Genomic DNA, 26,941 nt, shown 5'->3' with positions numbered 1-26,941 from the left:
CTTCGTGGGTCCGGCAGCGGAGCCGGGTGGCTGGCGCGCGGGAGCCAGGGAGCGGCCGCCGGGCGCGGGGCGGATGGTGTGCCGGCGTCATCACGGCGCAGGCCCGCTCCTACGTCCGGCTGATGGACAAGTCGCGGGGCGTGGGCGTCCCGGGCAGATACGCGTAGGCGGCCAGATGATCCGGCCGCGCCGCGGTCCAGGACCCGCCGTCAAGGAACGTGCTTCCGGGCTGCGGGGCGCTCAAGGAAGCGCCGGCGGGCGACGGTGTGCAGCCGGCGTGAACTGACTGTTTCTCCGCGCAGCCGCCCTGGCAGGCGCACGACGGCGGCACGTCGGTGCCGCCGTCCGTCACCGAAGCTGGCGCTTGTGTAGTCGGCGCCGGCGCGGAAGCCGCCTGGCCGGCGTGCACCTGGGCATCGGAATGCAAAACTGTCGACGCTGCCGTGCTGCCTGAAGGCGCCGTCTGGGCATGCATCCCGTGGGAGCCGGCGAGGACATGCATGCCCAGCAGGCCAAGAATCACGGCGAGGATCCCGGCCAGCAGGAAGGCGCCACGGAGCAAGGCGGCGGGACGGGCCGCGGTGGCTGTGGGCATCGCCGTTCTCCTTCCCTGCGGTGGTGCAGTCATGTCTCCGGGCAGCTTCACGAAGCTTCAGGCTACCTGCTGTCAACGCCTGCGGCCGCAATTGTGTTCCGGCGGCGCAGGGCGGGAATTTACCGGCAGAGGCGACACGTGTGGCATTATCTGCATATGAATGCAGATATGCAGGTTGAGATTGAGGGCCCGCACGTGGAACTGGCAGTGGAAGTCTTCTCACTGCTGGCCGATGCCACCCGTGTCCGGCTGATTCTGGCGCTGGGGAACGGTGAGCTGCCGGTCAATGCGCTCGCCGAAAGGGTGGGGAAACCAGCTGCCGCAGTGTCGCAGCACCTGGCCAAGATGCGGCTGGGCGGCATGGTCGCCACCCGGCAGGAAGGCACCAAGGTCTATTACCGGCTGAGGGACAGCCACGCCAGCCAGCTCGTCATGGACGCAATCCACCAGGCGGAGCACGCGCTCGGCACAGCCCCACGGCACGGCGCATGAACCGGCCGGCGGAGTCCGTGGAGAAGCACGATCACGCGCATGACCACCCGCATGACCATGACCACCCGCATGACCACAGCCACCCCCACACCCACGCCATGGGACTGAAAGGGTGGCTGCAGTCCGTCTTTGTCCCGCACTCGCACGACGCCGCCGATTCCATCGACGAGGCCCTCGAAGCCAGTGCGCAGGGTATCCGGGCAGTCAAGCTCTCGCTGCTCGGCCTCGGTGCCACCGCACTGTTCCAGCTGGTGATTGTCCTGGTCAGCGGCTCCGTGGCGCTCCTGGCCGACACCGTGCACAACTTTTCGGATGCCCTGACGGCCGTGCCGCTATGGATTGCGTTCCTGCTGGGCCGCCGCCGGGCCACCCGGACGTACACCTATGGCTACGGCCGGGCTGAGGACCTCGCCGGGCTGTTCATTGTGGCGATGATTGCACTTTCGGCCGTTGTGGCCGCCGTCGAATCCATCCGCCGCTTCTTCGAACCCCAGCCGGTCAGCAACCTGGGCTGGGTGCTCGCCGCCGGCCTGGTGGGCTTCGCCGGCAACGAACTCGTCGCGATTTATCGGATCCGGATCGGCCGGCGGATCGGCTCCGCCGCCCTGGTGGCGGACGGGGTCCACGCCAGGACGGACGGCTTCACGTCGCTCGCCGTCGTGGCCGGCGTGATTGGCATCTGGCTCGGTTTCCCGCTGGCGGACCCGATCGTGGGCCTCCTGATTTCCGTCGCCATTGGCGTCTTGCTCTGGGGTACCGTGCGCGACGTCGGGCGGCGGCTGATGGACGGCGTCGACCCGGAACTGACGGAGCGGGTCGAGGCACTCGTCGCGGAACACTCGAGGGCCGGCGGCACCCCGCGGCTGCGCTGGTCCGGCCACCGGCTGCAGGTTGAGATCACGGTGCCGATCCCGACGGATGCGCACCTGGTTGAGCTCGCGTCGGTGACGTCCAATCTGGAAAGCCGCATCCGGCGGGCCCTGCCGCACGTCGGGTCGGTGACGATTGTGCCCGCCTTCGCCGCGGCCGAGGCGCCCCACCCCGCCTAGATCCGGAGGGTCGCCAGACTCTGCCGCAGTGTCTCGGCCGAGTGCTGCAGGGCGGCGAGTTCGCCGTCGTCCATGGGCGTATCCAGAACCGTGCGGACCCCGCCGTTCCCCACGATGCTGGGCAGTGACAGCGCCACCCCGGAGATCCCGTACTGGCCGTCCAGGACCGTGGAAACGGGCAGGACGGCGTTTTCCGAGCGCAGCAGGGCCTCCACGATCCGGGCGCCGGAAAGGCCGATCGCGTAGTTGGTGGCGCCTTTGCCGGCAATCACCTTGTAGGCGGCCTGCGTCACCTCCCGCGCGGTATCGGCGAGGTACTCGGGCGTGAAGACACGCTCGCCGTCGACCGTCCACTGGCGGATCGGCACCGGGCCGATCGTGGCGCCGGACCAGATGGGGAACTCGGTGTCGCCGTGCTCGCCCACCATGCTGGCGTGGACGCTGGTGAGGGAGACGCCCGCCTTGTGCGCCAGCAGCCAGCGCAGCCGGGACGTGTCCAGGACCGTGCCCGAGGAGAAAACGCGCGACGACGGCAGCCCGGAGATCTTCTTCGCCGCGACGGTCAGAACGTCGCAGGGGTTGGTCACCAGCACATAGACGGCGTCCGGAGCGTGCCTGAGCAGTTGCGGCATGAGTTGCTCGAGGATGCGGACGTTAGTGCTGGCCAGGTCGAGGCGCGTCTGGCCCTGCGCCTGTTTGGCCCCGGCGGTGATGACGACGACGTCGGCCCCCTCCATCGCGGTGATGTCCCCGCCGCCGGTGATGGTCGCGGCTGCGGCGGCGAACTGGGTGCCGTGCGCGAGGTCGAGTACCTCGGCTTCGGCCTTGGCGGTGTTGACGTCGAAGAGGGCGACGCTGCTGGCGGAGCCGCGGATCAGGGCGGCGTAGGCGAGGGACGAGCCCACGCTGCCAGCGCCGACAATCGCCAGTTTGGAGCCTGGATTCTGCGACATGGGCTTCTGCTTTCGTGTCAGGGCGCGGAGGGTGCCACTGTGCCGGCCGTTTCGCCGCCGTCGATCACGAACTCGGCTCCTGTGACAAACGAGGACTCGTCGGCTGCCAGGTACACCGCCAGGTCCGCGATCTCCGTGGGTTGTCCGGTCCGGTGCAGGGGGACATGCCCGGTGTCGAAGGTCATGCCCGCGGTCATGGGAGTTTCGATGACGCCGGGGTGCACCGAGTTCACCCGGATTCCGGACCCGCCGAGATCCAGGGCGGCACTTTTGGTCAGGCCGCGGACGCCGAACTTCGACGCAGTGTAGCCGGAGAGGTTCTCGTAACCCCGGAGTCCCGCAATCGAGGAGATGTTGATGATGGAGGCGCCGCCGGCGCGCGCCGTCTCCGGGGCCGCTGCCTTGATGCCGTTGAAGACACCGGTGAGGTTCACGTCGATGATCCGGGCCCAGTCCTCGTGCGGGTACTCGTCAATCCGGCCGAAGTTCACAATGCCGGCGTTGTTGACCAGGATGCTGAGGCTGCCGAAGGCCGTGACCGCTTCGCTCACTGCCGCATCCCAGTCGGCCGGTTTCGTCACGTCGAGGTGGGCGTAGCGGACGCCGTCCCCGAGTTGGGCGGCCAATTGCCGTCCGTCCTCGTCCAGCACATCGCCGGCCACCACTTTGGCGCCTTCGTCGAGGAACCGTTGGGTGATGGCCGCGCCGATGCCCCGGGCGCCGCCGCTGACCAGTGCCACTTTGCCGTCCAACCGTCCCATTGCCGGGTCCTTTTCGGGAGCGAGCCGCCCAAGGGACGTGGCCGTCCGGGCTCCGCTCCAAGCTCACCAAGGACCGCGGGGCTTGGGCAGGGCCGTTGGACCCTACGCGGACAGTCGACCGGACAGCACTAAAACCGGACAGCGCGACGGCGGCAGGCGGCCGCCGCCGTCGTACAGTCCGTGCGGTGTCAGGTCAGAGGTGCTGGATTCCGGCCCGCTGCATGGCGTCCTGGTAGACCTCGACGTTCTTGGCCAGCAGTTCTTCCTGCTTGGCCGCCGAGACGGCGAAGGCACGGCCGCCAAGGGCGGTGGCCTTGTAGATCTTGACGCCGCGGTTCTTCAGGGACGAGTGGTACGTCTTCTCGAACAGCGTCAGGAAGGCGTGGGCGTCGGCGCCGTGGGCGATGACGGCGGAGACGCGCCTGTTGATCTTCAGGAACTGGCGGAAGGGCCGCAGGCCGTCGGTCTTCTCCTGGACGTTGAGCGCGGACGGCAGTTCGGGGTCACGGACCCAGGGGTAGGCGTTCCAAGGCATGACGTAGCGGGGGTCGAGCTCGACGGCCTCGTAGATGGAGGTGGCGCGGCGGGCAGCCTCGTCGTCGTTGAAGTGGGAAACGAAGCCCGATTCGGTGCCCTTGCCCGGTGCGATGTGAAGGCTGACGATCCGGCACTCGTCCTCGTCGTGGACGGGATCGATGTACGGGACGACCGACCCCGGCTTCTTTTCCATCAGTTCGTCGCAAAGCTGCGTTACGGCCGCGATGTTCGGTTCCTGCAGCAGGGTCTTCTTTTCGTCCCAGTCAATCGTCACGATTTCTCCCTCAGCACTCGGCGTCCAGAATCAGGCGTCTTGTTCCACTCTACGCTTCTGGCCGGGACGGCGTTTTTTGGCGTCGGATTGCGGCGCCGCCGGGCAGCCTGCTGGCCGCAGGTCGGACCGCGGTTCGCGGTCCAGGGCAAAGGTCACGGAACCCGGGACCTTTGCCCTACCCATGCCCGCGGCCCGGGCGTACGCTTAAAGCGCCTGCAGGTAGCCATCTGATTACGCCGGGTCGTTCAGGACATGAAAATGTCCGAGCCATCTCATAGCGAGATCGCGAAGGTACCTGCAGGCCTTGTGTTTAAGGTGAACGTTCAGTCGCCGTGGTGGTACCGGGACGCTGCGACGTTCCGCATGATCGTCGTTGACACAATGCCAAGTCCACGACGTCCACGTGCCAATGCTGCCCCCATCCAGTCTCATCCCAGTCGCCGACTTAGGCTGCCCGGGGGCGGAAAATCCTGCGTATTGCGGTCGTCGACCATTCGAATGTCGCAGCCCTGCGGCAAACTGGTCCAAGCGCGGAAGGAAGTCTTGTCCGCGGACAAACAACAGTCAGCTGGGGGAAAAGATGAATGCAGGATTCGCCGTGGTGGACGTCGAAACGACCGGCCTCTTTCCGGGCAGTCACCGCATTGCCGAGATCGCCGTCGTGCACGTCGAACCGGACGGCACTGTCAGCAACCGCTGGGAGACGCTGATCAATCCGCAGCGGGACCTGGGCCCGCAGCACATCCATGGCATCCGCGCAGCAGACATCCTCCACGCCCCTGTCTTCGGGGACATTGCGCATGACGTCATGGAGTTGCTGGCCGGACGCGTGTTAGTTGCGCACAACGTTCACTTCGACTACCGGTTTGTCTCGCATGAACTGGGGCGCGCCGGCCTGGAACTGCCGTTCGAGGTCCATGATTGCCTGTGCACGATGAAGCTCGCACGCCGCTACCTGCCCGGGGCTGGCCGCTCCTTAAAGGACTGCTGCGACAGCTTCGGACTCAATCTGGAGAACGCACACAGCGCCGGGGACGACGCTGAAGCCGCAGCCCAAGTGCTAAGCAACTACCTCCGGATGGACGCCGAAAACCCTGAGTGGTTTAGCGCCCTGGACCGGGCCTACTTTGCGTCCTGGCCAGCCGTGGAGCCGAAGCGAAGTCAACCGGCCCTCCGCCGCTCTGCAGCTGAGCCGCAGCCACATTTCCTGGAACGATTGGTGAACCGCCTGCCCGAAGTCGCGGGCCCGGACGAGCACAATGCCTACCTGGCCATGCTTGACCGCGCACTTATGGACCGGCAGATTTCCGTGTCCGAGGCAGACGGGCTTGTGACGCTCGCCGATTCTCTGGGGATCAGCCGAAGCACCGCTGAAGAACTCCACATCAAGTACATGATTGCCATGCTCGCAGCAGCCTGGGACGACGGAGTGGTTACTGCAGAGGAGGAGACTGACCTCCGGATCGTCGGTGCCCTCCTCGACATCAGCCAGGACTCCATTACCCGCGGGCTTGCTGGTCCTGTCTCCGGGCAGGATGCGGAAACCGGTGCCGCAGTCCAGTCGCTGGTCCTCTCTGCCGGCGACAAGGTCGTGCTCACCGGCGACATGTCGCGGGATCGGAGCGACATTGAGGCGGATCTGCGAGCTGCCGGGTTTGTCCCGCATCCGGCGATCACCAAGGCGGTGAAACTGCTGGTCGCGGCAGATCCCGACAGCTTGTCCGGCAAAGCCAAGAAGGCTCGAAGCTACGGGATTCCTGTCGTCGGCGAGCCGTACCTGACCACTCTGCTGGGCAGCTAGCAGATGGCCATGGATGAAAAAGTGCTCCGGGCGGACGGCTTTATCGGCTTCAAGTCGTTTGCGGAGCTAGATCTTGACGACGTCCCACGCATACCGGGAATTTACGCGGTCCTGAAGCCTGCGGGGCATCAGCACGCGTTTCTGCAACAAAGCACCGGCGGCTGGTTCAAACAGAAGAATCCGTCGATCCTTGAAGACGCTCTGGCAGCCCGATGGGTGGATGAAGCAGACGTCCTTTACATCGGCAAGGCCGGTGCGGGAGCCGCGGGCACACGTGGACTCCGCAAACGTATTCAGGAGTTTGCAGACTTTGGCAGGGGGAAGCCCGTCGGTCACTGGGGTGGACGACTGATCTGGCAGTTGGCTGAGTCGCAGTCCCTCGTCATTGCATGGAAATCCCTGCCGGGGTCAGAGGTTAATGAGGCGGAAGCGCGGTACCACGCTGAGTTCCGCCAGCACTACGGCCGCCTCCCATTCGCCAACCTGGTCCAAGCGCGCTCGACAGATACTTAACCGCCGGCGTCCTTGAATCCCGCTGCCCCGCATCAAAACCACCAGAATCCCTAGCCCCTCCGTAAAGCCACGGGCATGATGGAACCCATCCGCAGGTCCCCAACCCGGCGCGGCGCCCATACGCCCGCGGGCTAACCCCGAAGGCAGGCAAAGCGTGAACCCAGAAGCGATGGAACGGGCCCGGGAAGTCGAGGCGCAGCTGACCGATGAGGAGCGCTTCTCACTCCTCATCAGCGTCATGGGCACCAACGCGACGCTCACGGAGAAGGATCCGCGCATCCCGGACGGCGTCCCGATGAGCGCCGGCTACACCCCCGGGATCCCGCGGCTGGGCATCCCCGCGCTGCTCATGAGCGACGCGAGCCTGGGCGTCACCAACCCCGGCTACCGCGAGGGCGACACCGCCACGGCGCTGCCGGCGTCGATCGCCCTGGGCGCCACCTTCAACCCCGAACTCGCCCGCCGATCCGGGCAAATGGTGGGCAGGGAGGCCCGGAGCAAAGGGCTCAACGTCCAGCTCGCCGGCGGCCTCAACCTGCACCGCGACCCGCGCAACGGCCGGAACTTCGAGTACCTGTCCGAGGACCCGTGGCTCACCGGTGTGCTGGGCGCGGAGTCGGTCAAGGGCATCCAGGGCGAGCAGGTGATCTCCACGGTCAAGCACTTCTCCCTGAACTGCAACGAAACCAACCGGCACTGGCTGGACGCCGTCATCGACCCGGCCGCGCACCGGGAATCCGACCTGCTCGCGTTCGAGATCGCCATCGAGCGCGCCCGGCCCGGCTCAGTCATGACGGGCTACAACAAGGTCAACGGCACCTACGCGGGCGGCAACAAAACGCTGCTTCAGGGCATCCTGAAAGGCGCCTGGGGCTTCCCCGGCTGGGTGATGTCCGACTGGGGCGCGACGCCGAGCTGGGACTTCGCGCTGCAGGGCCAGGACCAGGAATCCGGCGTGCAGATCGACGTCATGATGTGGGGGAAGGAGCCCTTCACCGCCCCGCTGCGCGAGGCCTACGCGGCGGGAGATTTCCCCAAGGAACGCCTGTCCGAGATGGTGCAGCGCATCCTCTACGCCATCTTCGACGTCGGCATCGACCGCTGGGAGGGCACGCCCGACGTCGACCTCGCCGCCCACGCCGACATCGCGCTGGAGACGGCGCGGCAGGGGATCGTCCTGCTGAAGAACGACGGCGTGCTCCCGCTGACGGTGCCGTCAGCGGGTGGCGTGCCCCTCAAGATCGCGGTGATCGGGGGACATGCCCAGCTCGGAGTTCCGATCGGCGCCGGTTCGAGTGCCGTGGTGCCGCCCGGCGGCTACGCCGAAAGCCACACCATCGGCGGCCCCGGCATCATGGGCAGCATGCGGAACCTGTACCTGCTGCCTTCCTCGCCGCTGGCGGAACTGCAGAAGCTGCTGCCCGACGCCGAGATCGAATACGACCCCGGGATGAGCCCCGCCGAGGCCGCACTGCTGGCCCGACGATCCGACATCGCGATTGTCTTCGGTATCCGGGTGGAGGGCGAGGGGTACGACAATGCTGACCTGTCCCTGCCGTGGGGGCAGGACGCCGTCATCGAAGCCGTCGCGGACGCCAACACGGCCACCGTCGTCGTCCTCGAAACCGGCAACCCGGTGGCAATGCCCTGGCTGCCGAGGGTCAAGGCAGTCCTGGCGGCTTGGTATCCCGGCCAGTGCGGCGGGCAGGCCATCGCCGAAATCCTCGCCGGCGTGACCAACCCCTCTGGCAAACTCCCGCTGACCTTTCCGACCGGCCTGGACCAGACTCCGCGGCCGGACCTTCCGGGCCTCGGAACGCCGTGGGGGACCCCGACGACGGTCAACTACAACGAGGGATCCGACGTCGGGTACCGCTGGTTCGCGAGGACCGGGCAACAGCCCCTGTTCCGCTTCGGCCATGGGCTCAGCTACACGAACTTCGACTATGCAGACCTCTCAGTTCAGGACAGCGATGGAGTGCGCGCCGAGTTTACTGTCACCAATGCCGGGCCGCGGCGCGGGGCCGACGTGCCCCAGCTCTACGTCCTTGAAGGTCCGGAGGGACCCCGGATGCGGCTGCTTGGTTTTGAGCGGGTGGACCTTGAACCCGGTGAATCACGGACCGTCTCGCTGGAGGTTGATCCGCGGCTGTTGGCGTCCTACAACACGGATCGCGGGCAGTGGCACACCGCCGGCGGCAGCTACCGGCTGGTGCTCGGACACTCGGCCGGTGACTACACGCTGGAAGCTGACGTGTCCGTGACGGAGGCCTGGTTCGGCCGCTAGCTGTACTGACCGGAGAGGTTGATTGAGTGACTCACTCGCCCCGACCGTGCACCGGTCTGGCGTTCGCTGGGGGTTCTCCGACCTCGTGGACGGTATGGCCGCCGCAAGCCGTCTTGGTTACGCTGGCTTGCTCAATTCGCGACACGGTGAACCATCGCATTGCGTTGCGCAGTTGACACCACCCAACGAGGTACCACTGGCCGTTCGTGGAGGCGAACAGCACGGGCTCAACATGGCGGGTGGTCGTGGTCTCGTCTCTCGATGTATAGCGAATGCGGACCACTCGCTGCTCGGCCATCGCCTCCTCCAGTGCCGACTTGATGGCGCGCGAAGAGGAGGGACGCGCGTTGACCCAGACGCGGTGGGCCAGTTCGTCGGCTCGTGCCCGGGTTTTGGGATCGAGGACGTCCAGGATCTTCTGGATACCTGCTGCTGCCAGATCGGCGTAGGGGGCATCGGGTGCAGCAGAGATGGCTGCCATGAGCGCCACGGCCTGCGCTGGGGACAGGCTGACAGGCGGCAGGGACGCGCCTAAAGCCAATCCGTAACCACCGCCAGGACCTGGACGAGACCATATAGGCGTACCGCTGTTCTCTAACGCATCGAGGTCTCGCTTAATTGTGCGCACGGATACCTCAAACTCTCTCGCCAACCGTTCGGCGGAAACCCCCCGCGCGCCGCTGCGGCGCAACAACTCGGATAGAGCATGGAGCCGTTCGACTCGCTTCACAGTCCAGACCCCGACAAAATCATGACATAAATAGTGACATACCCTTGTCCGTAGTGCCTGCGAGGGTAGTGGCATGACAACTACCACAAGCAGTCCGACCATCATTCTCATCGCCGGCCACTGGCTGGGCGCTTGGGCTTGGGATGAAGTCCTTGAACACCTGACAACCGACCACTCTCGTGCAATCGCGATGACACTGCCCGGTCTCGACGGGGACGATTCCGAGCGTGCGGCGAAGACCCTCGACGATCAAGTCGCAGCGGTCCTCGACGTCATCACTCAACTCGGAGTCTCCGAGGATCAGCCCGCAACTCTCGTCGCTCACAGTGGGGCAAACGGCCCCGTCAGCCTTGTCCTCGACCGACACCCTGAGCTTGTCCATCGAGTGGTGTGGGTCGACTCCGGCCCTGTGGCAACGGGAAGCGCCTTCGCCCCAGACTTCCCGGAGGAGTTGGAGGAGCTTCCGCTGCCGCCCCTCGACGTCCTCGCACAGCAGGCGAGCCTCGAAGGCCTGAGCGCAGAGGTCCTCGAGCGTTTTCGGGCCCGGGCCGTCCCCGAGCCCGGCCCCGTGCTTCGTGAGCCAGTCGAGCTCACAAACGATGCCCGCCGCAAGGTCCGGACCACCCTGGTGTGCTGCTCGATCCCAAGCGCGCAGGTGCTGGAGCTGGCCCGCTCAGGCCATGCCATGTTTGCCGAAGTCGCGAACATCGAGTACCTCGACGTCATTGACCTCCCGACGGGGCATTGGCCCATGTGGAGCCGTCCCCGCGACCTCGCCAGGGCCATCCAGTCAGCGTCTTCTCGAACCAACTGAACTGCACGTACAACTTGAAGGGGTCAGCCGAATCCGGCTGGCCCCTTTCCGTCTCCGAGGGAATTGATGACACACCCAAACGCTGCTCTAGCACCACGCCACCGGTTGCCCGCTGCTATACCGCCGAGGCTAAGCGTCGTGGGCAGCTACATGGCTGGCTGCACCAATACAACCATCACCGGCCCCACACCGCAGGTGGCAGCCAGCCGCCCTTCTCACGACTGATCAAGGTGTCCGGTCAGTCCAGCTAGCCAGGTGGCTGCTTCAACAGGTTTCAGGACGGATTCAGGCAGCGGCCGATGCCGTAGACGACCGGTTGTCGGCCCTTGATCTGCCCCGAATAAGGATTTTGGCGTGGTGCCGGATATAGCGGCGGTGGTGGCTGGTGTTTGCGCCCGGCGGCGAGGTGCCCGGCAATGGTGGTGCGGTGGATTGGTGGGTGTGGCCGGTGGGGGTCGTGATTTCGATAGTGTGTCGTGGTCCTGGCCGGGGTTTGACGGTCCAGCCGGGGGTTTCTTTGGTGTGGTTGCAGGCTTCGCAGAGTCCGGCGCCGTTGGTGTGGGTGGTTTGGCCGCCGTGGTGCCAGGGGATGATGTGGTCCAGGTGGCGGATGGGGGCGTCGCAGTACGGGGTGCGGCAGGTGTTGTCCCGGACTTTGATGAGGCTGCGGAGTCCGGGCGGGAAGAGTCTGGCGCGGGAGTCCATCGCGATCAGTTCCCCGGTGCCGGGGGCGGTGTAGAGCCGCCGGAGCCAGACGTTCAGGGCTTGGTCCTCGTCTTGGCCGGCGTTGTGGAGCAGTTCGCGGGCCCAGCCGGCGGGGACGATGCCGTAGCCGGGGAGGCGGGCGGGTTCACTGTCGCCGTGGTTGAGGGTGCGGTCGGTCAGAACGAGCTGGATTTCGATGCCGGTGATCCCGCCGGGGGTGCCGGTGGTGCGTTCGACGAGGGCATCGGCCATGAGCTGCCCGCGGTTCCGGGGGTCCCCGGCGGAGCGCAGGGTGTCGGCGTGCCGGGTGAGGGCGGCGTGCATGGCGACGCCGGCCGAGACGGGGAGCAGGGCGGTGAGGTAGCACATGGTGTCCGGGGCCGGGCGGAGACTGACGTGCCGTTCGGTGGCGGCGTGGCTGGCCCGCTGCGTGACCGTGCGGGGGTCCCGGCGGTACGCGGCGGCGCGGGCGGCGGCGATGATGCGGCGGTCCCCGGCGCCGTCGAACGTTCCGGTGTTGGGGGCGAGTTCCTCGTCGACGGCGGTCCGGTCCTCCGGCGACAGGCAGGCGGTTTCCCGGACGAGCAGGGTGGCGCGCCATTCGGTAAGCTGCCCGGCCTCCAACGCAGCTAAAGCGTGCGGCATCTCGGTCACCAGGGCCTTCGCCAACCCCAGGAGCCGGCCGCCCTTGGCAGGGGATTCCCGCCGGGCGAGGGCGATCTGCGCGGCGACCCCGGCCCCCAGGTCTGCCGCGGGCATCCCGGCGTCGACCTGCTCCCGGCGCTGCAGCAGGTCAAAGGCGACGGACAGACGTGCCTGACGGGCAGCCAGGGCAGCCTTGAGATCCTCCAGGGCCCGGATTTCAGCAATCAGCCCGGCGCTCCCACCCGCAGGCCGTGCAGCCGCCTTCGACCTGGCCATCTCCGCGACCGTCACGCCTGCTGGCCACACTGCGTCGGGCCCCTGATTGCCGTCCATGAATCCAAACTATCGGGCACCTCCGACATTTAAGGCGGCCGCGGAACCGGCGCTTCCGTAAGCTTTGAAGGAACGCCCCCGCCCGATCCAAGGAACCCATGCCGATCAACAGACAGTCATTGAAGCAGGACGGATTCACCGGCTTCCGGGCGCTCGGGGACCTCGAGATCAACCGGATCCCGCAGAAACCGGGGATCTTCGTGGTGCTGCGGCCCGAGGGTTTCCGGCCGCAGTTCCTGGCCAAGAGCACGGCTGGCATCTTCAAGAAGAAGGACCCCACCCTGATATCGGACGCAATCGACGCCGAATGGGTCGACGGCGCGGACGTCCTATACGTGGGGAAGGCAGGGCCCGGCAGCAAGGGCAACCGCGGGCTCCGCCGGCAGATCCAGGAGTTCGTCGACTTCGGCAAAGGCAAACCGCCCGGCCACTGGGACGGCCGGCTGATCTGGCAGCTCGGCGCCGCCAATCAGCTTCTCATCGCGTGGAAAGAGCTCCCAGTGGAGCAACTGAACACGGCCGAAGCCGGTTACCACGCTGCTTTCGTGGAGGAGTTCGGCCAATTGCCGTTCGCCAACCTCGTCCAGTCGCGGGTCAAGGGCGGCTAGGCCGGCTACACCCCGCCCCGGAACGTAAACCGCCCCGCCACGAGCGTCGCGGACACCGGCATCGCCGCGAAAACAGCGTCCGATACGGCCAGCGGGTCGCCGTCGAGCACCACCAGATCTGCCGGGTCCCCGGCCCGGACCGTCCCCCGCCCCCGCGTTGACGCGGTCAGGGCCTCCTGCCGGGTGAGGGCCTGCTCCGGGTGCCAGGGCCCGCGCCCGTCCTGCCGCGCCCGGGTAGTCGCCGCCGACATTGCGGTCCACGGCTCCAGCGGCGCCACCGGAGCATCGGAGCCCAGCGCCAGCGTTGCCCCGGCAGCCAGCAAGGAGCGCAGCGGGAACGCCCGGTCCGTGCGGCCGGCCCAGTTGGAATCGGCGGCATCACGGTCATCCAAGGCGTGGGCGGGCTGGACGCTCGCTGTCAGGCCCAGTTCGCCGAAGCGGGCGAAATCCTGGCTGCGGACAAACTGGGCATGCTCAATCCGCCCGGCGATCCCGGCCGCCGCGAACGTATCCAGCGCCACCTCGTTGGCGGCGTCGCCGATCGCATGCACCGCCGGGACAAAGCCCGACTCCCGTGCACGGACCAGCAGGTCGAGCAGCTTCGCCTCGCTCACAGTAAGCATTCCGCGGCCGCCGTGTGGGTACGGGTCCACACAGTACGCCGTGCGGGTGTTCAGCGAGCCGTCGATCAGCACTTTAAGCGGGCCGACCCGCAGCAGCCCCGCCCCGCCGGGCACCTTCAGGCCGGTCCGCATCCCCGCCTCAACGGCCCTGTCCAGGTCCTGCGGATAGACGCCGGCGTCCACCCGGAAGGAGTCGAACCCGACTGCCAGACGGCGCAGCCACACGCCGCTGTTCCACGTCATTTCGAAGTCGACAATGCCCACGATCCCGCGTGCGGCCGCCGCCTGCGCCGACTCCCGCACCCACGCGTCCACCACGGCGTCCGGCAGTTTGCCCAGCTCGCGGGTCACTTCGAAGGCCTGCTCCTCGCGCAGCAGCCCGGACGAGTCCACCGCTACGCCGTACCGGGAAGCCGACGCTGTGTTGAGCCAGACGCAGTGCAGGTCATGGCTCAGCAGCGCGGTTGGCCGGCCGCGGGTGACGCCGTCGAGCAGTTCAAGGCTGGGAACATCCGCCCAGACGGCGTCCCGGAAACCGACGCCCACCGCTGTCAGGCCGTTGCCTGCTTCTTCAGCAAGGCCGGGACCGGACAGATGGGAACGCACGACGTCGGCTGCCTCACGCGCCGATGCGGCGCCGGAGAGGTCAATCCGGTTGGCGGCGAGGGCCCACTGTGTCATGTGGACATGCTCATCCCACAGCCCAGGGATGACGTACCGGCCGTCCAGGTCAACCACCAGGGTTCCAGGGTTGCCCGGCGTCCCGGCGGGAGCGAGCCGCGAGACCACACCGCCGGCCACGTGCACGTCGTACAGCGCAGTCCCGCCGGGGATCCGCGCAGAGGCGAGCACGAGGTCATTCACGGGGCCGGCAATAGTCTCAGACATATAAAACAGGCTAGGTGCCGGAGCGCGCAGCGCCAATCCGGACCCGCCGCGGCGCCGGTTCGGGCCGGGGAATACTGGCGGGCTCCGGGGCGGCCGCCGGACAAGGGACTTTCGCCCCTTGCACCCGAAACATGCACCCACCATGCTGGATTTGGGGCGGTTCCTGCACGGCCATTGGGGGATGAACCGCCTGCTACAACAGTTGTACGGTCTCGCTCGAACCTTGGGGAAGGAAAAGGCATCCTGCGCTGGCCCGCGTCTGCGGATCAGGGCAGGAGACCGCAGCAAACATGACTGTTAACAGCGCTTCTTACACCTTTCTAGCCGCTCGCGGACAGCGCGGGAGCTCTGATGCACCGTGACCCACCGGCACCACGGAACCCGGAGCAGCGCCTACTACGCCCACCCCTCGCACGGTGATCCCAAAATCAAAGTGCTCATCCGAATCGACGCCTTAGCGGAGTCTGCGCGGGTCGACGTGCGGGGCGTCGTTACGCCCGCGAACATCCGCGCCCTTTATGTCGTCTGCCGGCGCGTGGCAGCCAAGCTGCCCGGGTACGAAATCGTGGTGGACCTGGCCCATGCCCGCGTGACGGCGGACGCCATCGAGGAACTCCACGAGCACGCCCGCCAGTCAGTCGTGTCATCCGGTATCGACGCCTCAGTGACGCCGTGCCGGCTGCGTATCGTCGATCCGCCGACCATCCTCAGAATCAAGGAGAACGCGTGAAAGCCCTCGTCTACGGCGGTCCCGGAGAGAAATCCTGGACGGAGGTCCCCGATCCGAAGATCCAGAATCCCAGCGACGTGATCGTCAAAGTGGACACCACCACGATCTGCGGCACGGATCTCCATATTCTCAAGGGAGATGTTCCCGCCGTGACGAAGGGACGGATCCTGGGCCATGAAGGGGTGGGGACCATCACCGAGGTCGGTTCCTCGGTCACCAGCCTGAAGGTCGGCGACCGCGTCATCATTTCCTGTATTAAGTCCTGCGGCCACTGCGCCAACTGCAAGACCGGACTCTATTCGCACTGCATGGGCGAGGAAGGGGCATCGGGCATCGGCTGGGTCTTCGGCCACCTGATCGACGGCACCCAGGCCGAGTACGTCCGCGTCCCCTACGCCGAGAACTCCCTCCATCTGCTCCCTGCGGGCGTCACCGACGAACGTGCCGTGATGCTCTCCGACATCCTTCCCACCGGCTTCGAGATCGGCGTGCAGTACGGCCGCGTCAAGCCCGGCGACACGGTCGCCGTCGTCGGTGCCGGCCCGGTGGGCCTTGCCGCGATCGCCACCGCTGGACTTTACGGGGCCGCCACCATCATCGCCGTCGACCTTGACGGGAACCGGCTGGAGAAGTCCCGCGAATTCGGCGCCACCGACGTCGTCCTCTCCAGCGACGCCGACTGGAAGGAACAGGTGCTCGCGCTGACCGACGGGCAGGGCGTGGACGTGGCCATCGAGGCGGTCGGCATTCCGGCGACCTTCAGCATGTGCACGGATATCGTGCGTCCCGGCGGCAACGTGGCCAACGTAGGCGTGCACGGCAAGTCCGTGGAGCTGCATGTGGAGAACCTCTGGATCCAGAACATCAACATCAGCATGGGCCTGGTCAATGCCAATACCACCCCGATGCTGCTCAAACTCGTGGCGCAGAACAAGGTGCCGGCGGAGAAGTTCGCCACCCACCACTTCAGCTTCGACCAGTTCCTGGAGGCCTACGACACCTTCGCCCGGGCCGCGGAAACGAAGGCCCTCAAGGTAGTGATCACGGCGTGAAAGCCCTGGTTGTCTACGACTCGGCCTACGGCAACACCAGATCGGTCGCGGAGGCGATCGCCGGCTCACTCGAGGGGCTGCAGGCGACGTCGGTCCCGGTCGGCGACTTCAAGCCCGACACGCTCGCCGCGGGGGACCTGCTCGTGGTGGGCAGCCCCATCAACGGATGGCGCCCGACGCCGAAAATCACCTCGCTGCTCTCGGCCCTGGGCGGCGGGTCCCTCAAGGGCGTGAACGCCGCGGCGTTCGACACCCGCGTGCGGATGTTTATACATGGCGATGCCGCCAAGAAGATAACCCATGCGCTGAAAGCAGGCGGAGCTGACATCATCGCCGAACCCATGCCGTTCTACGTGAAAGGAAGCGAAGGGCCGTTGCGCGACGGCGAAATCGAGAAGGCCGAGAGCTGGGCGCGCAGCCTGCTTAAGTCGCTGGGGCGCTAATACGGCGTCCATGCGGAACCGGAGGTCCTGACAAGGACTATGTGAAAGGACGGCGCTCATGCGACCAGGCCGGATTGTCATGCTCGTGCTGGGCACGCTCAGCGCACTCCTTGGCTTGGGGCTGCTGGCCGGCTCCGGTGCCGTCGGGTGGGCCAACTATCAACAGCGCGACAACGGGTTCTTCACCACGCCCGTGCAACGCTTCGGCGCCAATTCCTACGCCCTCACGTCCCCGCGCCTCGACATCATGACGGAAAGCAGCTTCCCCGAAACGGCTCCCGTCGTAGTGCCGGGCAGCATCCTGCTCCGTGGTTCGGCAGCCGATCCGACCAAGGCGGTCTTCATTGGGATCGCCCCGCAGGCCGAGGTGGCGGCCTACATGGCCGGTGTCCACCACTCCGAAATCGTTGATGTCAGATTCCGGCCGTTCCGGACCCTGTACCGCGATGTGGCCGGTCCCGGGGTTCCGGCGCCGCCTGCGGACCAGAGCTTCTGGACGGCGTTGGCCACCGGGCAGGGAACCCAGGAGCTCCGGTGGGACCTGCGGCCGGGGTCCTGGGCAGTGGTCATCATGAATGCCGACGCCACGACACCGGTTGCCGTGGACCTTCAGGCCGGCGCCCGCTCTGACCTGCTGTGGCCCGTTTTCATCGGCCTGCTGGTCGGTGGAATCGTGCTCTTGCTCATCGGTTTGCCCCTGATCATTTTCGGCGCCGCCGGGCTGGGCCGCGGCAAGGGCGGACCGCCGGCCGGACCCGGCCAGCCTTCCCAGCCTTATGCCGGCCAGTCCGCCCCGGGACAGCGGTCCTACGCCGCTCAGCCGTATACCGCGGGCGCGGTGCCGGGCATTCCGCCGGGCGCGGGGCCGGGCACCCTGCCGGGCGCAGCGCCGGTTGCCGCCGCCGGCATTCCGCCGGGTGCCGGCGTCGTGTATCCGGCCCGGCTCAGTGGCTACCTGGACCCGGACCTGTCCCGCTGGATGTGGCTGGTCAAATGGTTCCTGGCCATCCCGCACTTCATCGTGCTCTTCTTCCTCTGGTTTGCCTTCGGCGTGGTCACCATCGTGGCGTGGTTCGCGATCCTCTTCACGGGGCACTACCCGCGCTCGCTGTTCAACTTCAACGTCGGGGTGATCCGCTGGAGCTGGCGGGTGGCCTTCTACTGCTACGCGGCGCTCGGCACCGACCGCTACCCGCCCTTCACCTTGGAGCGCACCGACTACCCGGCCGATTTCGACGTCGACTATCCCGAGAAGCTCTCCCATGGCCTGGTGCTTGTGAAGTCCTGGCTGCTGGCCCTCCCGCACCTCCTGATCATCGCGCTGCTCACCGGCACGGCCCAGACCTGGGTTTACAGCGAGGGTGAGTGGTCGCAGGTGGGCGCGGGTATGTCCCTCTTCGGGTTGCTGGTCTTCATCGCCGGGGTCATCCTGCTGTTCACCGGGGTGTATTCCCGCGGGCTGTTCGACTTCCTGATGGGCCTGAACCGCTGGATCTACCGCGTCACTGCCTACGTCGCGCTGATGCGGGACGAATATCCGCCGTTTCATCTGGATATGGGCCCCCGGGATCCCGGAGACGCCGCCATGATTCCTCCCGCTATGGCTCCTGCCGGTCCCGGGTATGCGCCGCTCCCCGACGGACCCGGCGGGACGCCTAATGCCGGTCAGCCGCCCTATTCCGGTCAGCCGGGCCCCGGCGGAACAGCTCCGGCCACTCCCGGGCCCGGCGCTGGGCAGGCAGGCTTCTACGGTATCGGCGGCCCGGCTGCTGCAGGTCCGGACAGGTCGGCGGCCGGCGCAGGCCCGGGGACACCGGAGCCCCCAGCAGGCCCGGAGGGCACAGCGGGTCCGGACAACCCGGCCGGCCCGAACGGCACCTCCGTGCCGCCGCGCGCCTAGCGCCCAGGACGCAGAGTCCATCGCCGCCAGTTGCGGGAAGGAGCCTGGCGTGGCACCTTTCGATCAGGCCCCTTCGGCCTGGGACGCGGGACTGAATGAGTCCTTCGCTGCCGGAGACGAAACGGCGCTGGCCGAGGCGTACCGGCAGTTCGCCCCTTTGGTGCACACGCTGGCCCTGCGCTCGCTGCGCGACAACGCCGCGGCTGACGACGTCACGCAGGAGGTGTTCATCCGGGTGTGGCGCTCGCGGGCGGCGTTCGACCCGGGGAAAGCGCGGCTTCCGGCATGGATCGTCGGCATCACCCGGAATGTGATCACGGACGCGCAGGCGGCCTCGATGCGGGAAACCCGGAAGGTGCTGGCCGCCGTCGAGCTCTCTCCAAACCCGGAACAGGCCGCCGGACACGCAGCCGCGGAGGTCCTGGCCGACCGCCTGCTGTTGGACGGGGAACTGGAACGGCTGGGGGAGCCGCAGGGATCGATCCTTAAGCTGGCCTTCTATGATGACCTGACGCATTCGCAGATCTCTCAAAAACTTGACCTGCCGCTTGGTACCGTCAAGAGCCACATCCGCCGCAGCCTGTACCAGCTCAGAAGCCGATTGGAGGTAGACCGTGCAGCATCTTGATCCTGAATCCCTCAGCCTGCTGGCCCTCGGCGAAGAGCTCGGAGACGACGCCGCGGAACACGTTCGTTCCTGCCCCGGCTGCGCAGCCGAATACTCCAGCCTCCGCCGCGCCGTCGTGGCGGCAAAGCCCGGACCGGCCGCCATACTCGAGTCGCCCGGGCCGCAGGTATGGGCCGGAATCCACAGCGCGCTGGGGCTTTCCTCCGCAGTCGCCGCTGACCCGCTGGGATCCCCGACATCGTCGGGCTCCGGCCGCCAGTCCTCACCGCCGCAGCCACAGTCGCCGACCGGCACCGTGACGGCGCTTCCGTCCGGCGAGGCGGGCTCTGGCCGGAAGCCGGACCGTAGCGGCGGATCCGGCTGGCTGCGCCGTCCCGGGGTGTGGCTGGCGGCCGCCGCGGCCACAGCGCTGCTGGCGGCTGGGGTCTTCTGGTCCGTGCAGCAGAACCAGCCGGTGGTGACCCCGCTGGCCCAGGCCGAACTGGCGCCGGTAGACCAGCATTCCGCCACCGGATCGGCGCGGGTCGTCGAGGCCAAGGACGGGCAGCGCACGCTCGAGGTCCGGGTGGACAAGAACGAAGCCCGGGGCTACCAGGAGGTCTGGCTGATCGCGCCCGATCTGACCCGGCTGGTGAGCTTGGGCGTGATGACCTCCGAGTCTGGAACTTTCCCGGTTCCGGCCGGGCTGGACCTTGCCGAATACCCGATCGTGGACGTGTCCGACGAGCCTGTGGACGGCAACCCCGCGCATTCCAGCGTGAGTATTGTCCGCGGAATCCTGGCCTCCTGAACTGATCGCCCCCTCTTGCCAGCGACCCCCGGCGAGAACATAGTTGAGGGAATTTACCACTCCACCGCGGGAGGCAGGCGACCATGTTGAACAATGAGGTGCCGGGAAGCGGACTGCTGCAGGGCAAGACCGCGCTGATCTACGGTGCGGGCGGGTCCATCGGCGGGGCGGTGGCCCGGGCGTTCGCGGCGGAGGGCGCCTTCGTGCACCTTGCAGGCCGCACTGAGTCGCGGCTGGAAAAAGTGGCCCGGGACATCCAGGAGGAGGGCGGCCGGGCGGAGACCGCCGTCGTCGATGCCCTGGACGAGGAACAGGTCGACGCGTTTGTGGATCGGGTGGCCAAGAAGAACAAAAGGATCGACATCTCCTTCAACCTCATTTCGTTTGGGGACATCCAGCAGCCGCTGATGGACATCGACGTCAACGACTTCACCCAGCCCATCACCCTGGCCACGCGCACCCACTTCATCACCACCAGGGCAGCGGCGACGCACATGATCAGGCAACGCTCCGGCGTGGTGCTGATGTTCGGAGGCTCCGGTCCCCAGACCATGCCCGGACTCGGCGGCTTCAAGGTGGCCCTGGACGCCATGGAGGGGCTGCGCCGGCAATGGGCCCTGGAACTGGGGAAACACGGCATCCGCGTGGTGACGATGGTGTCCGGTGGCATCATCGAGACGATCCCGTGGCAGGCGGAGGGGCGTGAGGAAATTGTGGTGGAGATAGCCAGGACGGCCCACCTGAACCGCACCGCAACGCTGGCCGACGTCGGAAACGTCGCCTGTTTCGTGGCTTCGGACAAGGCCGGGGCCATCACCGACGCCACGGTCAACATCTCCGCCGGCGCGATTGTGGACTACTAGCGGCTAAGCCACCAGGTTCGCTGCTGCGCCATCCATGTGCTCGAGGATGGTCTGCCGGGCGAGCGAGGCGTCGCCGGACTCGATCGCGGTGACGATCTCGTAGTGCCTGTCGACGCTCATGTTGCTGACGGCACGTTCCACCCCCGCGTACATGATCGACATGCGGATGGAACCCTCAAGGGACTCCCAAGAATGCAGCAGCGTCTCGTTGCCGGTGAGGCGGCACATCGTCCGGTGGAACTCCAGGTCGGATTCGATCCGCTCCTCCAAGCTGCCCTGGGCGGCGGCCGCCATGGCTTCGATCGCGGTGCGCAGCGAAGCGGTGACCTGCACGCGGTCCGGGAGTTCGCACAGGGTCCGGGCGGCGAGCGATTCGAGCGCGGCGCGCACGGCGAAGATGTCGCGGATTTCCTTGGCGTCAAGGTGGCGCACCGACAGCCTGCCCCGCGGCCCGGCAGATAACAGGCCCTCCTGCTCCAGCTGGCGGAGAGCCTCCCGCAGGGTGCCGCGGCTGATCTGGAGCATGTCCGACAGTTCGGTTTCCACCAGGTGCCGTCCGGGTTCGAGTTCGCCGCTGGTGATGGCGATGCGCAGCGCGGACAATGCCTGTTCGCGAAGACTCTTCTTCTCGAGTCCCAGCAACGGTGCTGCAGCTCCGGCCATGGCGGGTGTCCTCAATATCGCGGGGTCAACAAACTACTGTCAACCGTTGGTGTGTTAACTGTCGATCTTACGGGAGAAGCGCGGAACAGGCCGGTGCCTGCGCCGCGCTTCTTTCGCTTCTGCGAACTATCCCAGTTCGGCGAGGACTTTCGCCACGATCTTCTGGACCGTGAGCCCGTAGCGGTCGTGCAGGGTGGGCAGCGCGCCGGCGTCCAGGAACTCGTCAGGCAACGCTACCGGCACCACCCGCTTGCCCAGTCCGGCCGTGACGACGGCGGCGGCGACAGTTTCGAAGAGCCCGCCCACCACGCTGTGGTTCTCCAGCGTCACCGCGAGGCGGTCCGTGTTCAGCTGGGCCAGTACCGTAGCGGCGTCGAAGGGTTTGATGGTGGGGGTGTGGACGACGGCGACATCGACGTGGTGCGCCGCCAGGGCTTCCGCCGCCTGCAGCGCCCGCATGGTCATGAGCCCGCTGGAGATGAAGACAACGTCGGCGCCTCCGCGCAGGACTTTCGCCTTGCCGAGTTCGAAGGTGTAGTCGTACTCGTCCAGCACGGTGGGGACGTTGCCGCGCAGCAGCCGCAGGTATGTGGGCCCCGGGCTGGCCGCGAGCTGGGGAACTGCCTGCTCGATGTCCAGGGAGTCACACGGATCCACGATGGTCAGGTTGGGCATGCCGCGGAAGATGGCCATGTCCTCGGTGGCCTGATGGCTGGGGCCGTAGCCGGTGGTCAGGCCGGGGAGCCCGCCGACGATGTTGACGTTGAGGTTCGGTTCGGCGGCGTCCAGGCAGAGGAAGTCGTAGGCGCGCCGTGCCGCGAAGACGGAATAGGTCGACGCGAAGGGGACCAGCCCGGTCTCGGCCAGGCCTGCCGCGGCGCCGAAGAGCAGTTGCTCGGCCATGCCCATCTGGAAGAAGCGTTCCGGGAAGGCCTGGGCGAAGATGTGCATGTCCGTGTACTTGCCCAGGTCCGCGGTCAGTCCCACGATCTTGTTGTTTTCCTGCGCGGCCTTGACCAGGGCGTGGCCGAACGGCGCGGAGGTGGTCTTCTGGCCGGGGTCCGCGAAGGACGCGATCATGGCCGAGGTCTTCAGCTTCGGTGCTGTGCCCTTCACTGCGGTGGTGGTGTTCATCGGTTGGCCTTCTCGTTGTGTCCTGCGGTCAGCTGCTCACGGCAGGTCTGCCATTCGTGTTCCTCGATACGCATAAAGTGCGCCTTCTCCCGGTCTTCGAGCAGCGGAACGCCGCGGCCGACCTTGGTGTCGCAGAGGATGACCGAGGGACGGCCCGTGGCGGCGGCCTGGGCGGCGGCGTTGTCGAACGCTGCGAGCAGGGCCCCGACGTCGTTGCCGTCCACACGCTGGGTGTACCAGCCGAAAGACCCCCATTTTTCCGTCACGGGTTCCGTACGGAGCACTGTGTCGGTTTTGCCGTCGGCCTGCAGGGCGTTGATGTCCACCATGGCCGTCAGGTTGCCGAGCTGGTGGTGGTGGGCCCCCATCGCGGCTTCCCAGGTGGAGCCTTCGTCGAGTTCGCCGTCGGAGAGGAAGTTGTAGACCCTCGCCGCCGAGCCCTGGTGGCGCAGGCCCAGGGCGATGCCCACGGCGATGGAGAGCCCGTGGCCGAGGGAGCCGCCGGAGATTTCCATTCCGGGGGTGTACGTGGACATCCCGGACATCGGCAGCCGGGAATCGTCCGAGCCGTAGGTGTCGAGTTCCTCTACCGGGATGGTCCCGGCCTCGGCGAGGGCCGCGTAGTGCCCGATCGCGTAGTGGCCCGTGGAGAGCAGGAAACGGTCACGTTCTTCCCACTCGGGGTCCTCGGCGCGGAACCGGAGCTGGTCCGCGTAGACGGCGGCGAGCATGTCCGCGGCGCCCAGGGCCTGCCCCACGTAGCCCTGGCCCTGGACCTCGCCCATGTTCAGGGCGTGGTGCCGGATCCGGTAGGCGGCGCTGCTGACGCGTTGTGTGCGTTCGGTTGCGGTCTCGCCGGGGATCCTCCCGGAGGTGTGCAGTGCCTGTGTTGCTGCCATCAGACGTTCACCGACTCGGGGGTGCTTTTGCTGGCCTCGTCGGCGAGCCGGCGCTCACGCTTGCCCCAGGTTTCGCGGGTCGCGATGGCGGCGCAGAGGCCGATGGCGGCGTACGTGCTGAAGAGCAGGGCCGGGCCCATCCAGCCGAAGCTGACGAAGAGCAGCGTGGTGATGAAGGGGGTGAAGCCGGAGACCATGGCCGAAATCTGGTACGCAAGCGAGGCGCCGGACGCGCGGGTCTTCGCCTGGAAGAGCTCCGGGAACCAGGCGCCCTGGGCGCCGGCGAGGGAGTTCTGGCATACGGCGTAGGAGATCGCGAGCGTGGCGATGATCAAGATGAACAGGCCGGTGTTGACCAGCAGGAACATGGGGATTCCGAACAGCAGCGCGAAGGCGCAGGACCAGATGTAGAGGGGCCGGCGGCCGACGCGGTCCGTCAGGCGGGCCCAGGCCATCGTGGCGAAGATGCCGATGGCCGAGGCGATGCAGAGGGCCACCAGGGTCTGGGTCTTGTCTGCCAGCTGCTGGGTGTGAAGGTAGGAAATCATGTACGTGATGGATACGGCGTAGCCTGCGGTCTCGGCGATGCGGAGGCCGATTCCCTTGACGATGTTGCGCCAGTCGGTCTTGATGACCTCGACGATCGGGGACTTTACGATGGCGCCGCTGTCTTTGACCTCGTCAAAGACGGGGGACTCGGGAACCTTGGAGCGGATGATCAGGCCGACGGCGACGAGCACGATGCTGGCGAGGAACGGGATGCGCCAGGCCAGTTCGCCGCCGAGCTGCACGCTGAAGAGGAAGACGAGGTTGGCCAGCAGGAGTCCGACCGGGAATCCGGCCTGGACGATGCCGGTGTACTTGCCCTTGGACTTCCACGGCGCGTGTTCGTAGCTCATCAGGATCGCGCCGCCCCACTCGGCGCCGAACGCCAGGCCCTGGACGATGCGGACGAAGACGAGCAGTGCCGGGGCCAGCAGGCCGACCTGGCTGTAGGTGGGGAGCAGGCCGATCATGAAGGTGGCGATGCCCATGAGGATCAGCGATGCGACCAGGACAGGTTTACGGCCGAGCTTGTCGCCGAGGTGGCCGCCGATGATGCCGCCGATGGGACGGGCGGCGAAGCCGACGCCCAGGGTTGCGAAGGCGGCGAGGGTTCCTGTGACCGGGTCGCCGGTGGGGAAGAACGCGGTGCCGAAATACAGGGCGGCTGCCGTGCCGAAACCGATGAAGTCGTAGGTTTCGATCACTGCGCCGACGCCGGAGCCGATGGCGACCCGCCTTGCGTCCTTGGTGCCGTGGACCGGGCCCCTCATGGTCAGAGCTTCATTGCTCATGGTGTTTCCCTTTCGAATAGCGGCTGACGCCTCGGCGCCATCACTGTCGACTGTTAACAAATGATACGCCAGTGTGACCCCCGCCATACCTCAATGTCAACAGTCAACTTCAAAGGTTGACTGTTGACAGTCGACTCCGTAGTGTGGTCCACATCACCACCGCCCCCGGGCATGACCAGAGGATCAACGATGATGTTCAACTCCCGACTTGGCTGCTCGTCCATCAGCTTCCGGCACCAGGACCTCCCCACAGCCCTCCGCACCATGGCGGACCTCGGCTTCGAGGAGATCGACCTCGGCGCCCTCCCGGGTGTCTGCGACCACGTCCCCTACGAACTGGACCTGGCCGCCGTCGCAGTCGTTGTTGCTGAAGTAGCGGCCTCCGGCCTGCGGGTGCGTTCGGTCAACGGGGACATCGGGGACCTCAACGCGGTGCTCGACGCCGGCGCGGCGGCGGCCCGCGAACGGCACCTGACGGCGCTGCTCACCCTTACGGCCGATACCGGGGCGAAAGCACTGGTGCTTCCCTGCGGAGCACTTGACCACGAACCGGTCCGGAGCCTCGAGGAGGACCTCGACACCATCGCTGCCGGCCTGATCCACGCCGGACAGCGCGCAACAGGGTTCGGCGTCGAACTCTGGACCGAATCCCTGCACTTCCTCCGGTTCTGCTGGAACCTCGAGCGCGCCGAACAGCTCGCCCGGCGGTTGGCCGGGTCCGGCGTCGGAATCGTTATGGACTTCAGCCACATCGTCGCCGCCGGCGAGGAGCCCCTCGAATACCTCCGGCGCCACGAGGGACGGATCTCCCACGTCCACCTGCGCGACGCGGTGCCGGGAAACATCAACCTCAGCATCGGCAACGGCCACGCGGACTTCGGCGCAGGACTCCGCGGACTCGCGGCGCAGGGCTACGCCGGCCATTTCTCCCTCGAACTCGAAACCCGGGACGTCACTCACGAGGAACGCCCGGCCGCGGCCGCCAAAGCCGCCAGCTTCATCCGACCTCATCTGACCGCCGGTTGCTCCGTAACTGCCGTTATGAACCCTCAAAACGGCCGTTGTGGAGCACTCGATCCCCAGCAAGACAACACACACCATTCAAGGAGCATCATGAGCAACACCATCCAGCGCACCGCAGTATTGACCGGAGCCACGTCTGACCGGGGCATCGGCATCACCACGGCACGCCGCTACGCCAATGACGGCTGGGCGGTCGTGATCCTGGACCTCGACGGCGAGAAGTCCGCCAAGGTGGCCTCGGAGATCGGTAACGAATTCAACGTCCCGGCGTTCGGCCATGAGATCGACGTCGCCAACGAGGGCTCAGTCAACGCCGCCTACCAGGCCGTCGCGGCCGAAGTCCGTTCCGGCAACCTTCCCCCGGTCGGCGCCCTGGCCAACATCGCCGGCATCACCTCGCCCGTGCCGTTCCTGGAAACCACGCTGGAGCTGTGGAACAAGGTCATGGCCGTGAATTCCACGGGCACGTATCTCGTGACCAAGGCCTTCCTGCCGGACATGATCGCCAGCGGCTGGGGCCGGATCGTCAACATGTCCTCTGTCTCGGCCCAGCGCGGCGGCGGCGTCTTCGGCAAAGTCCCGTACTCGGCCGCCAAGGCCGCCATCCTCGGCTTCACCAAGGCCCTGGCCCGTGAAATCGGCAGCACCGGCGTGACCGTCAACGCCATCACGCCCGGCGCGGTGGACACCAACATCCGGGTCGGCAGCACGGAAGAGCAGGAAGCCGCCATCAACGCCGGCATTCCCTTGGGACGGAACGCCAGCACCGAGGAAATCGCGGCCGTCATCACCTTCCTGTCCTCTGAGGAATCCGCCTACCTCACGGGAACCACCATCGACATCAACGGCGGAAGCCACATCCACTAGCAGC

At 66.9% G+C, this 26,941-nt stretch carries 26 protein-coding genes and 2 pseudogenes; 17 read left to right on the top strand and 11 right to left on the bottom strand.

Translation table 11 applies throughout. The features are described from left to right. Nucleotides 1-109: 109 nt before the first annotated feature. Nucleotides 110-595, bottom strand: a complete 486-nt coding sequence (locus tag LDO13_RS17415; RefSeq protein ID WP_224047911.1) for a hypothetical protein — start codon at nucleotides 593-595, stop codon at nucleotides 110-112. A gap of 156 nt (nucleotides 596-751) precedes the next feature. Here LDO13_RS17415 and LDO13_RS17410 point away from each other — a divergent pair, with 156 nt between their 5' ends. Further along, the gene (locus LDO13_RS17410) at nucleotides 752-1,087 is read left to right on the top strand and encodes a metalloregulator ArsR/SmtB family transcription factor (RefSeq protein ID WP_224047910.1); all 336 of its coding nucleotides are present in this window, start codon (nucleotides 752-754) and stop codon (nucleotides 1,085-1,087) included. Further along, nucleotides 1,084-2,136, top strand: coding sequence for a cation diffusion facilitator family transporter (locus LDO13_RS17405; RefSeq protein ID WP_224047909.1), 1,053 nt, complete (start codon nucleotides 1,084-1,086; stop codon nucleotides 2,134-2,136). The genes LDO13_RS17410 and LDO13_RS17405 overlap by 4 nt, the downstream gene beginning before the upstream one ends. On the opposite strand, the gene LDO13_RS17400 is transcribed toward LDO13_RS17405, so the two are convergent. The 3 genes from LDO13_RS17400 to LDO13_RS17390 all read right to left on the bottom strand — a co-directional run bounded on the left by LDO13_RS17400 (nucleotide 2,133) and on the right by LDO13_RS17390 (nucleotide 4,661). Continuing rightward, nucleotides 2,133-3,089, bottom strand: a complete 957-nt coding sequence (locus LDO13_RS17400) for an L-lactate dehydrogenase (protein WP_224047908.1) — start codon at nucleotides 3,087-3,089, stop codon at nucleotides 2,133-2,135. The two genes, LDO13_RS17405 and LDO13_RS17400, sit on opposite strands and share 4 nt — an antisense overlap. Before the next feature lie 17 nt (nucleotides 3,090-3,106). Further along, on the bottom strand, nucleotides 3,107-3,850 hold the full coding sequence (locus tag LDO13_RS17395) for a glucose 1-dehydrogenase (protein WP_224047907.1): 744 nt from the start codon (nucleotides 3,848-3,850) through the stop codon (nucleotides 3,107-3,109). A gap of 193 nt (nucleotides 3,851-4,043) precedes the next feature. Then, nucleotides 4,044-4,661: a uracil-DNA glycosylase gene (locus LDO13_RS17390; protein WP_224047906.1), complete on the bottom strand. Its 618-nt coding sequence runs from the start codon at nucleotides 4,659-4,661 to the stop codon at nucleotides 4,044-4,046. Between the two features lie 580 nt (nucleotides 4,662-5,241). Here LDO13_RS17390 and LDO13_RS17385 point away from each other — a divergent pair. The 3 genes from LDO13_RS17385 (at nucleotide 5,242) to LDO13_RS17375 (ending at nucleotide 9,262) form a co-directional block, all read left to right on the top strand. Beyond that, nucleotides 5,242-6,462 carry an exonuclease domain-containing protein gene (locus LDO13_RS17385; protein WP_224047905.1) on the top strand — a complete coding sequence of 407 codons (1,221 nt, stop codon included), beginning with the start codon at nucleotides 5,242-5,244 and terminating at the stop codon, nucleotides 6,460-6,462. Between the two features lie 3 nt (nucleotides 6,463-6,465). Then, nucleotides 6,466-6,975, top strand: a complete 510-nt coding sequence (locus LDO13_RS17380) for a hypothetical protein (protein WP_224047904.1) — start codon at nucleotides 6,466-6,468, stop codon at nucleotides 6,973-6,975. A 154-nt stretch (nucleotides 6,976-7,129) separates the two neighbouring features. Then, nucleotides 7,130-9,262 carry a beta-glucosidase gene (locus tag LDO13_RS17375; RefSeq protein WP_224047903.1) on the top strand — a complete coding sequence of 711 codons (2,133 nt, stop codon included), beginning with the start codon at nucleotides 7,130-7,132 and terminating at the stop codon, nucleotides 9,260-9,262. A 31-nt stretch (nucleotides 9,263-9,293) separates the two neighbouring features. On the opposite strand, the gene LDO13_RS17370 is transcribed toward LDO13_RS17375, so the two are convergent. Continuing rightward, nucleotides 9,294-9,992: a WYL domain-containing protein gene (locus LDO13_RS17370; protein WP_224047902.1), complete on the bottom strand. Its 699-nt coding sequence runs from the start codon at nucleotides 9,990-9,992 to the stop codon at nucleotides 9,294-9,296. A gap of 73 nt (nucleotides 9,993-10,065) precedes the next feature. Here LDO13_RS17370 and LDO13_RS17365 point away from each other — a divergent pair, with 73 nt between their 5' ends. Next, on the top strand, nucleotides 10,066-10,806 hold the full coding sequence (locus LDO13_RS17365) for an alpha/beta hydrolase (RefSeq protein ID WP_224047901.1): 741 nt from the start codon (nucleotides 10,066-10,068) through the stop codon (nucleotides 10,804-10,806). Between the two features lie 107 nt (nucleotides 10,807-10,913). After that, nucleotides 10,914-11,057, top strand: a pseudogene (locus LDO13_RS17360) (IS481 family transposase); the annotation flags it as partial. Nucleotides 11,058-11,091: 34 nt separating this feature from the next. Here LDO13_RS17360 and LDO13_RS17355 read toward each other — a convergent pair. Beyond that, nucleotides 11,092-12,432 (bottom strand): HNH endonuclease signature motif containing protein, encoded by a 1,341-nt coding sequence (locus LDO13_RS17355; protein ID WP_224049830.1) that lies wholly within the window; start codon nucleotides 12,430-12,432, stop codon nucleotides 11,092-11,094. 155 nt (nucleotides 12,433-12,587) lie between these two features. Between LDO13_RS17355 and LDO13_RS17350 the strand changes: the two genes are divergently transcribed. Continuing rightward, entirely contained in the window at nucleotides 12,588-13,097 is a 510-nt protein-coding gene (locus LDO13_RS17350) for a hypothetical protein (protein ID WP_224047900.1), read from the top strand. A gap of 5 nt (nucleotides 13,098-13,102) precedes the next feature. On the opposite strand, the gene LDO13_RS17345 is transcribed toward LDO13_RS17350, so the two are convergent. Further along, nucleotides 13,103-14,608, bottom strand: a complete 1,506-nt coding sequence (locus LDO13_RS17345) for an amidohydrolase family protein (protein WP_224047899.1) — start codon at nucleotides 14,606-14,608, stop codon at nucleotides 13,103-13,105. Between the two features lie 358 nt (nucleotides 14,609-14,966). Here LDO13_RS17345 and LDO13_RS17340 point away from each other — a divergent pair, with 358 nt between their 5' ends. The 7 genes from LDO13_RS17340 to LDO13_RS17310 all read left to right on the top strand — a co-directional run bounded on the left by LDO13_RS17340 (nucleotide 14,967) and on the right by LDO13_RS17310 (nucleotide 21,014). After that, a complete protein-coding gene (locus LDO13_RS17340; protein ID WP_224047898.1) occupies nucleotides 14,967-15,338 on the top strand; it encodes a hypothetical protein in 372 nt (123 codons plus the stop codon). After that, on the top strand, nucleotides 15,335-16,390 hold the full coding sequence (locus LDO13_RS17335; RefSeq protein ID WP_224047897.1) for a zinc-dependent alcohol dehydrogenase family protein: 1,056 nt from the start codon (nucleotides 15,335-15,337) through the stop codon (nucleotides 16,388-16,390). The genes LDO13_RS17340 and LDO13_RS17335 overlap by 4 nt, the downstream gene beginning before the upstream one ends. Then, nucleotides 16,387-16,833, top strand: a complete 447-nt coding sequence (locus tag LDO13_RS17330) for a flavodoxin family protein (protein WP_224047896.1) — start codon at nucleotides 16,387-16,389, stop codon at nucleotides 16,831-16,833. Before LDO13_RS17335 ends, LDO13_RS17330 begins: the two co-directional genes overlap by 4 nt. 58 nt (nucleotides 16,834-16,891) lie before the next feature. Continuing rightward, a complete protein-coding gene (locus LDO13_RS17325; RefSeq protein ID WP_224047895.1) occupies nucleotides 16,892-18,733 on the top strand; it encodes a DUF4389 domain-containing protein in 1,842 nt (613 codons plus the stop codon). A 49-nt stretch (nucleotides 18,734-18,782) separates the two neighbouring features. Continuing rightward, complete coding sequence (locus tag LDO13_RS17320; RefSeq protein WP_224047894.1) at nucleotides 18,783-19,361, top strand: sigma-70 family RNA polymerase sigma factor; 579 nt, start codon at nucleotides 18,783-18,785, stop codon at nucleotides 19,359-19,361. Further along, a complete protein-coding gene (locus LDO13_RS17315) occupies nucleotides 19,348-20,151 on the top strand; it encodes an anti-sigma factor (RefSeq protein ID WP_224047893.1) in 804 nt (267 codons plus the stop codon). The genes LDO13_RS17320 and LDO13_RS17315 overlap by 14 nt, the downstream gene beginning before the upstream one ends. Nucleotides 20,152-20,234: 83 nt before the next feature. Further along, complete coding sequence (locus LDO13_RS17310) at nucleotides 20,235-21,014, top strand: SDR family oxidoreductase (protein ID WP_224047892.1); 780 nt, start codon at nucleotides 20,235-20,237, stop codon at nucleotides 21,012-21,014. Nucleotides 21,015-21,017: 3 nt separating this feature from the next. Here the strand turns inward: LDO13_RS17310 and LDO13_RS17305 are convergent, their stop codons facing one another. The 4 genes from LDO13_RS17305 to LDO13_RS17290 all read right to left on the bottom strand — a co-directional run bounded on the left by LDO13_RS17305 (nucleotide 21,018) and on the right by LDO13_RS17290 (nucleotide 25,047). Then, nucleotides 21,018-21,677 carry a GntR family transcriptional regulator gene (locus LDO13_RS17305; RefSeq protein ID WP_224047891.1) on the bottom strand — a complete coding sequence of 220 codons (660 nt, stop codon included), beginning with the start codon at nucleotides 21,675-21,677 and terminating at the stop codon, nucleotides 21,018-21,020. A gap of 126 nt (nucleotides 21,678-21,803) precedes the next feature. Continuing rightward, nucleotides 21,804-22,811 (bottom strand): transketolase C-terminal domain-containing protein, encoded by a 1,008-nt coding sequence (locus LDO13_RS17300; RefSeq protein ID WP_224047890.1) that lies wholly within the window; start codon nucleotides 22,809-22,811, stop codon nucleotides 21,804-21,806. After that, on the bottom strand, nucleotides 22,808-23,710 hold the full coding sequence (locus LDO13_RS17295; protein ID WP_224047889.1) for a transketolase: 903 nt from the start codon (nucleotides 23,708-23,710) through the stop codon (nucleotides 22,808-22,810). The genes LDO13_RS17300 and LDO13_RS17295 overlap by 4 nt, the downstream gene beginning before the upstream one ends. Further along, nucleotides 23,710-25,047: an MFS transporter gene (locus LDO13_RS17290; protein ID WP_224047888.1), complete on the bottom strand. Its 1,338-nt coding sequence runs from the start codon at nucleotides 25,045-25,047 to the stop codon at nucleotides 23,710-23,712. The genes LDO13_RS17295 and LDO13_RS17290 overlap by 1 nt, the downstream gene beginning before the upstream one ends. Before the next feature lie 192 nt (nucleotides 25,048-25,239). Here LDO13_RS17290 and LDO13_RS17285 point away from each other — a divergent pair. Next, nucleotides 25,240-26,061, top strand: a pseudogene (locus LDO13_RS17285) (sugar phosphate isomerase/epimerase); the annotation flags it as partial. Nucleotides 26,062-26,160: 99 nt separating this feature from the next. After that, a complete protein-coding gene (locus tag LDO13_RS17280; RefSeq protein ID WP_224049829.1) occupies nucleotides 26,161-26,937 on the top strand; it encodes an SDR family NAD(P)-dependent oxidoreductase in 777 nt (258 codons plus the stop codon). Nucleotides 26,938-26,941 lie beyond the last annotated feature (4 nt).

Source organism: Arthrobacter sp. NicSoilB4 (genome assembly GCF_019977335.1).
In the GTDB taxonomy this organism is placed as follows: domain Bacteria; phylum Actinomycetota; class Actinomycetes; order Actinomycetales; family Micrococcaceae; genus Arthrobacter.
The sequence above is the reverse complement of the archived record's forward strand: the minus strand, read 5'-3'. Positions and strand labels throughout refer to the sequence as shown.

Bases quoted from the DNA above. Each gene is read 5' to 3' on its own strand.
- LDO13_RS17350 (WP_224047900.1), top strand. From the start codon at position 12,588: ATGCCGATCAACAGACAGTCATTGAAGCAGGACGGATTCACCGGCTTC.
- LDO13_RS17280 (WP_224049829.1), top strand. From the start codon at position 26,161: ATGAGCAACACCATCCAGCGCACCGCAGTATTGACCGGAGCCACGTCT.
- LDO13_RS17345 (WP_224047899.1), bottom strand. From the start codon at position 14,608: ATGTCTGAGACTATTGCCGGCCCCGTGAATGACCTCGTGCTCGCCTCT.
- LDO13_RS17300 (WP_224047890.1), bottom strand. From the start codon at position 22,811: ATGAACACCACCACCGCAGTGAAGGGCACAGCACCGAAGCTGAAGACC.
- LDO13_RS17385 (WP_224047905.1), top strand. From the start codon at position 5,242: ATGAATGCAGGATTCGCCGTGGTGGACGTCGAAACGACCGGCCTCTTT.
- LDO13_RS17405 (WP_224047909.1), top strand. From the start codon at position 1,084: ATGAACCGGCCGGCGGAGTCCGTGGAGAAGCACGATCACGCGCATGAC.
- LDO13_RS17365 (WP_224047901.1), top strand. From the start codon at position 10,066: ATGACAACTACCACAAGCAGTCCGACCATCATTCTCATCGCCGGCCAC.
- LDO13_RS17325 (WP_224047895.1), top strand. From the start codon at position 16,892: ATGCGACCAGGCCGGATTGTCATGCTCGTGCTGGGCACGCTCAGCGCA.
- LDO13_RS17355 (WP_224049830.1), bottom strand. From the start codon at position 12,432: ATGGCCAGGTCGAAGGCGGCTGCACGGCCTGCGGGTGGGAGCGCCGGG.
- LDO13_RS17290 (WP_224047888.1), bottom strand. From the start codon at position 25,047: ATGAGCAATGAAGCTCTGACCATGAGGGGCCCGGTCCACGGCACCAAG.
- LDO13_RS17310 (WP_224047892.1), top strand. From the start codon at position 20,235: ATGTTGAACAATGAGGTGCCGGGAAGCGGACTGCTGCAGGGCAAGACC.
- LDO13_RS17395 (WP_224047907.1), bottom strand. From the start codon at position 3,850: ATGGGACGGTTGGACGGCAAAGTGGCACTGGTCAGCGGCGGCGCCCGG.
- LDO13_RS17295 (WP_224047889.1), bottom strand. From the start codon at position 23,710: ATGGCAGCAACACAGGCACTGCACACCTCCGGGAGGATCCCCGGCGAG.
- LDO13_RS17305 (WP_224047891.1), bottom strand. From the start codon at position 21,677: ATGGCCGGAGCTGCAGCACCGTTGCTGGGACTCGAGAAGAAGAGTCTT.
- LDO13_RS17410 (WP_224047910.1), top strand. From the start codon at position 752: ATGAATGCAGATATGCAGGTTGAGATTGAGGGCCCGCACGTGGAACTG.
- LDO13_RS17400 (WP_224047908.1), bottom strand. From the start codon at position 3,089: ATGTCGCAGAATCCAGGCTCCAAACTGGCGATTGTCGGCGCTGGCAGC.
- LDO13_RS17380 (WP_224047904.1), top strand. From the start codon at position 6,466: ATGGCCATGGATGAAAAAGTGCTCCGGGCGGACGGCTTTATCGGCTTC.
- LDO13_RS17415 (WP_224047911.1), bottom strand. From the start codon at position 595: ATGCCCACAGCCACCGCGGCCCGTCCCGCCGCCTTGCTCCGTGGCGCC.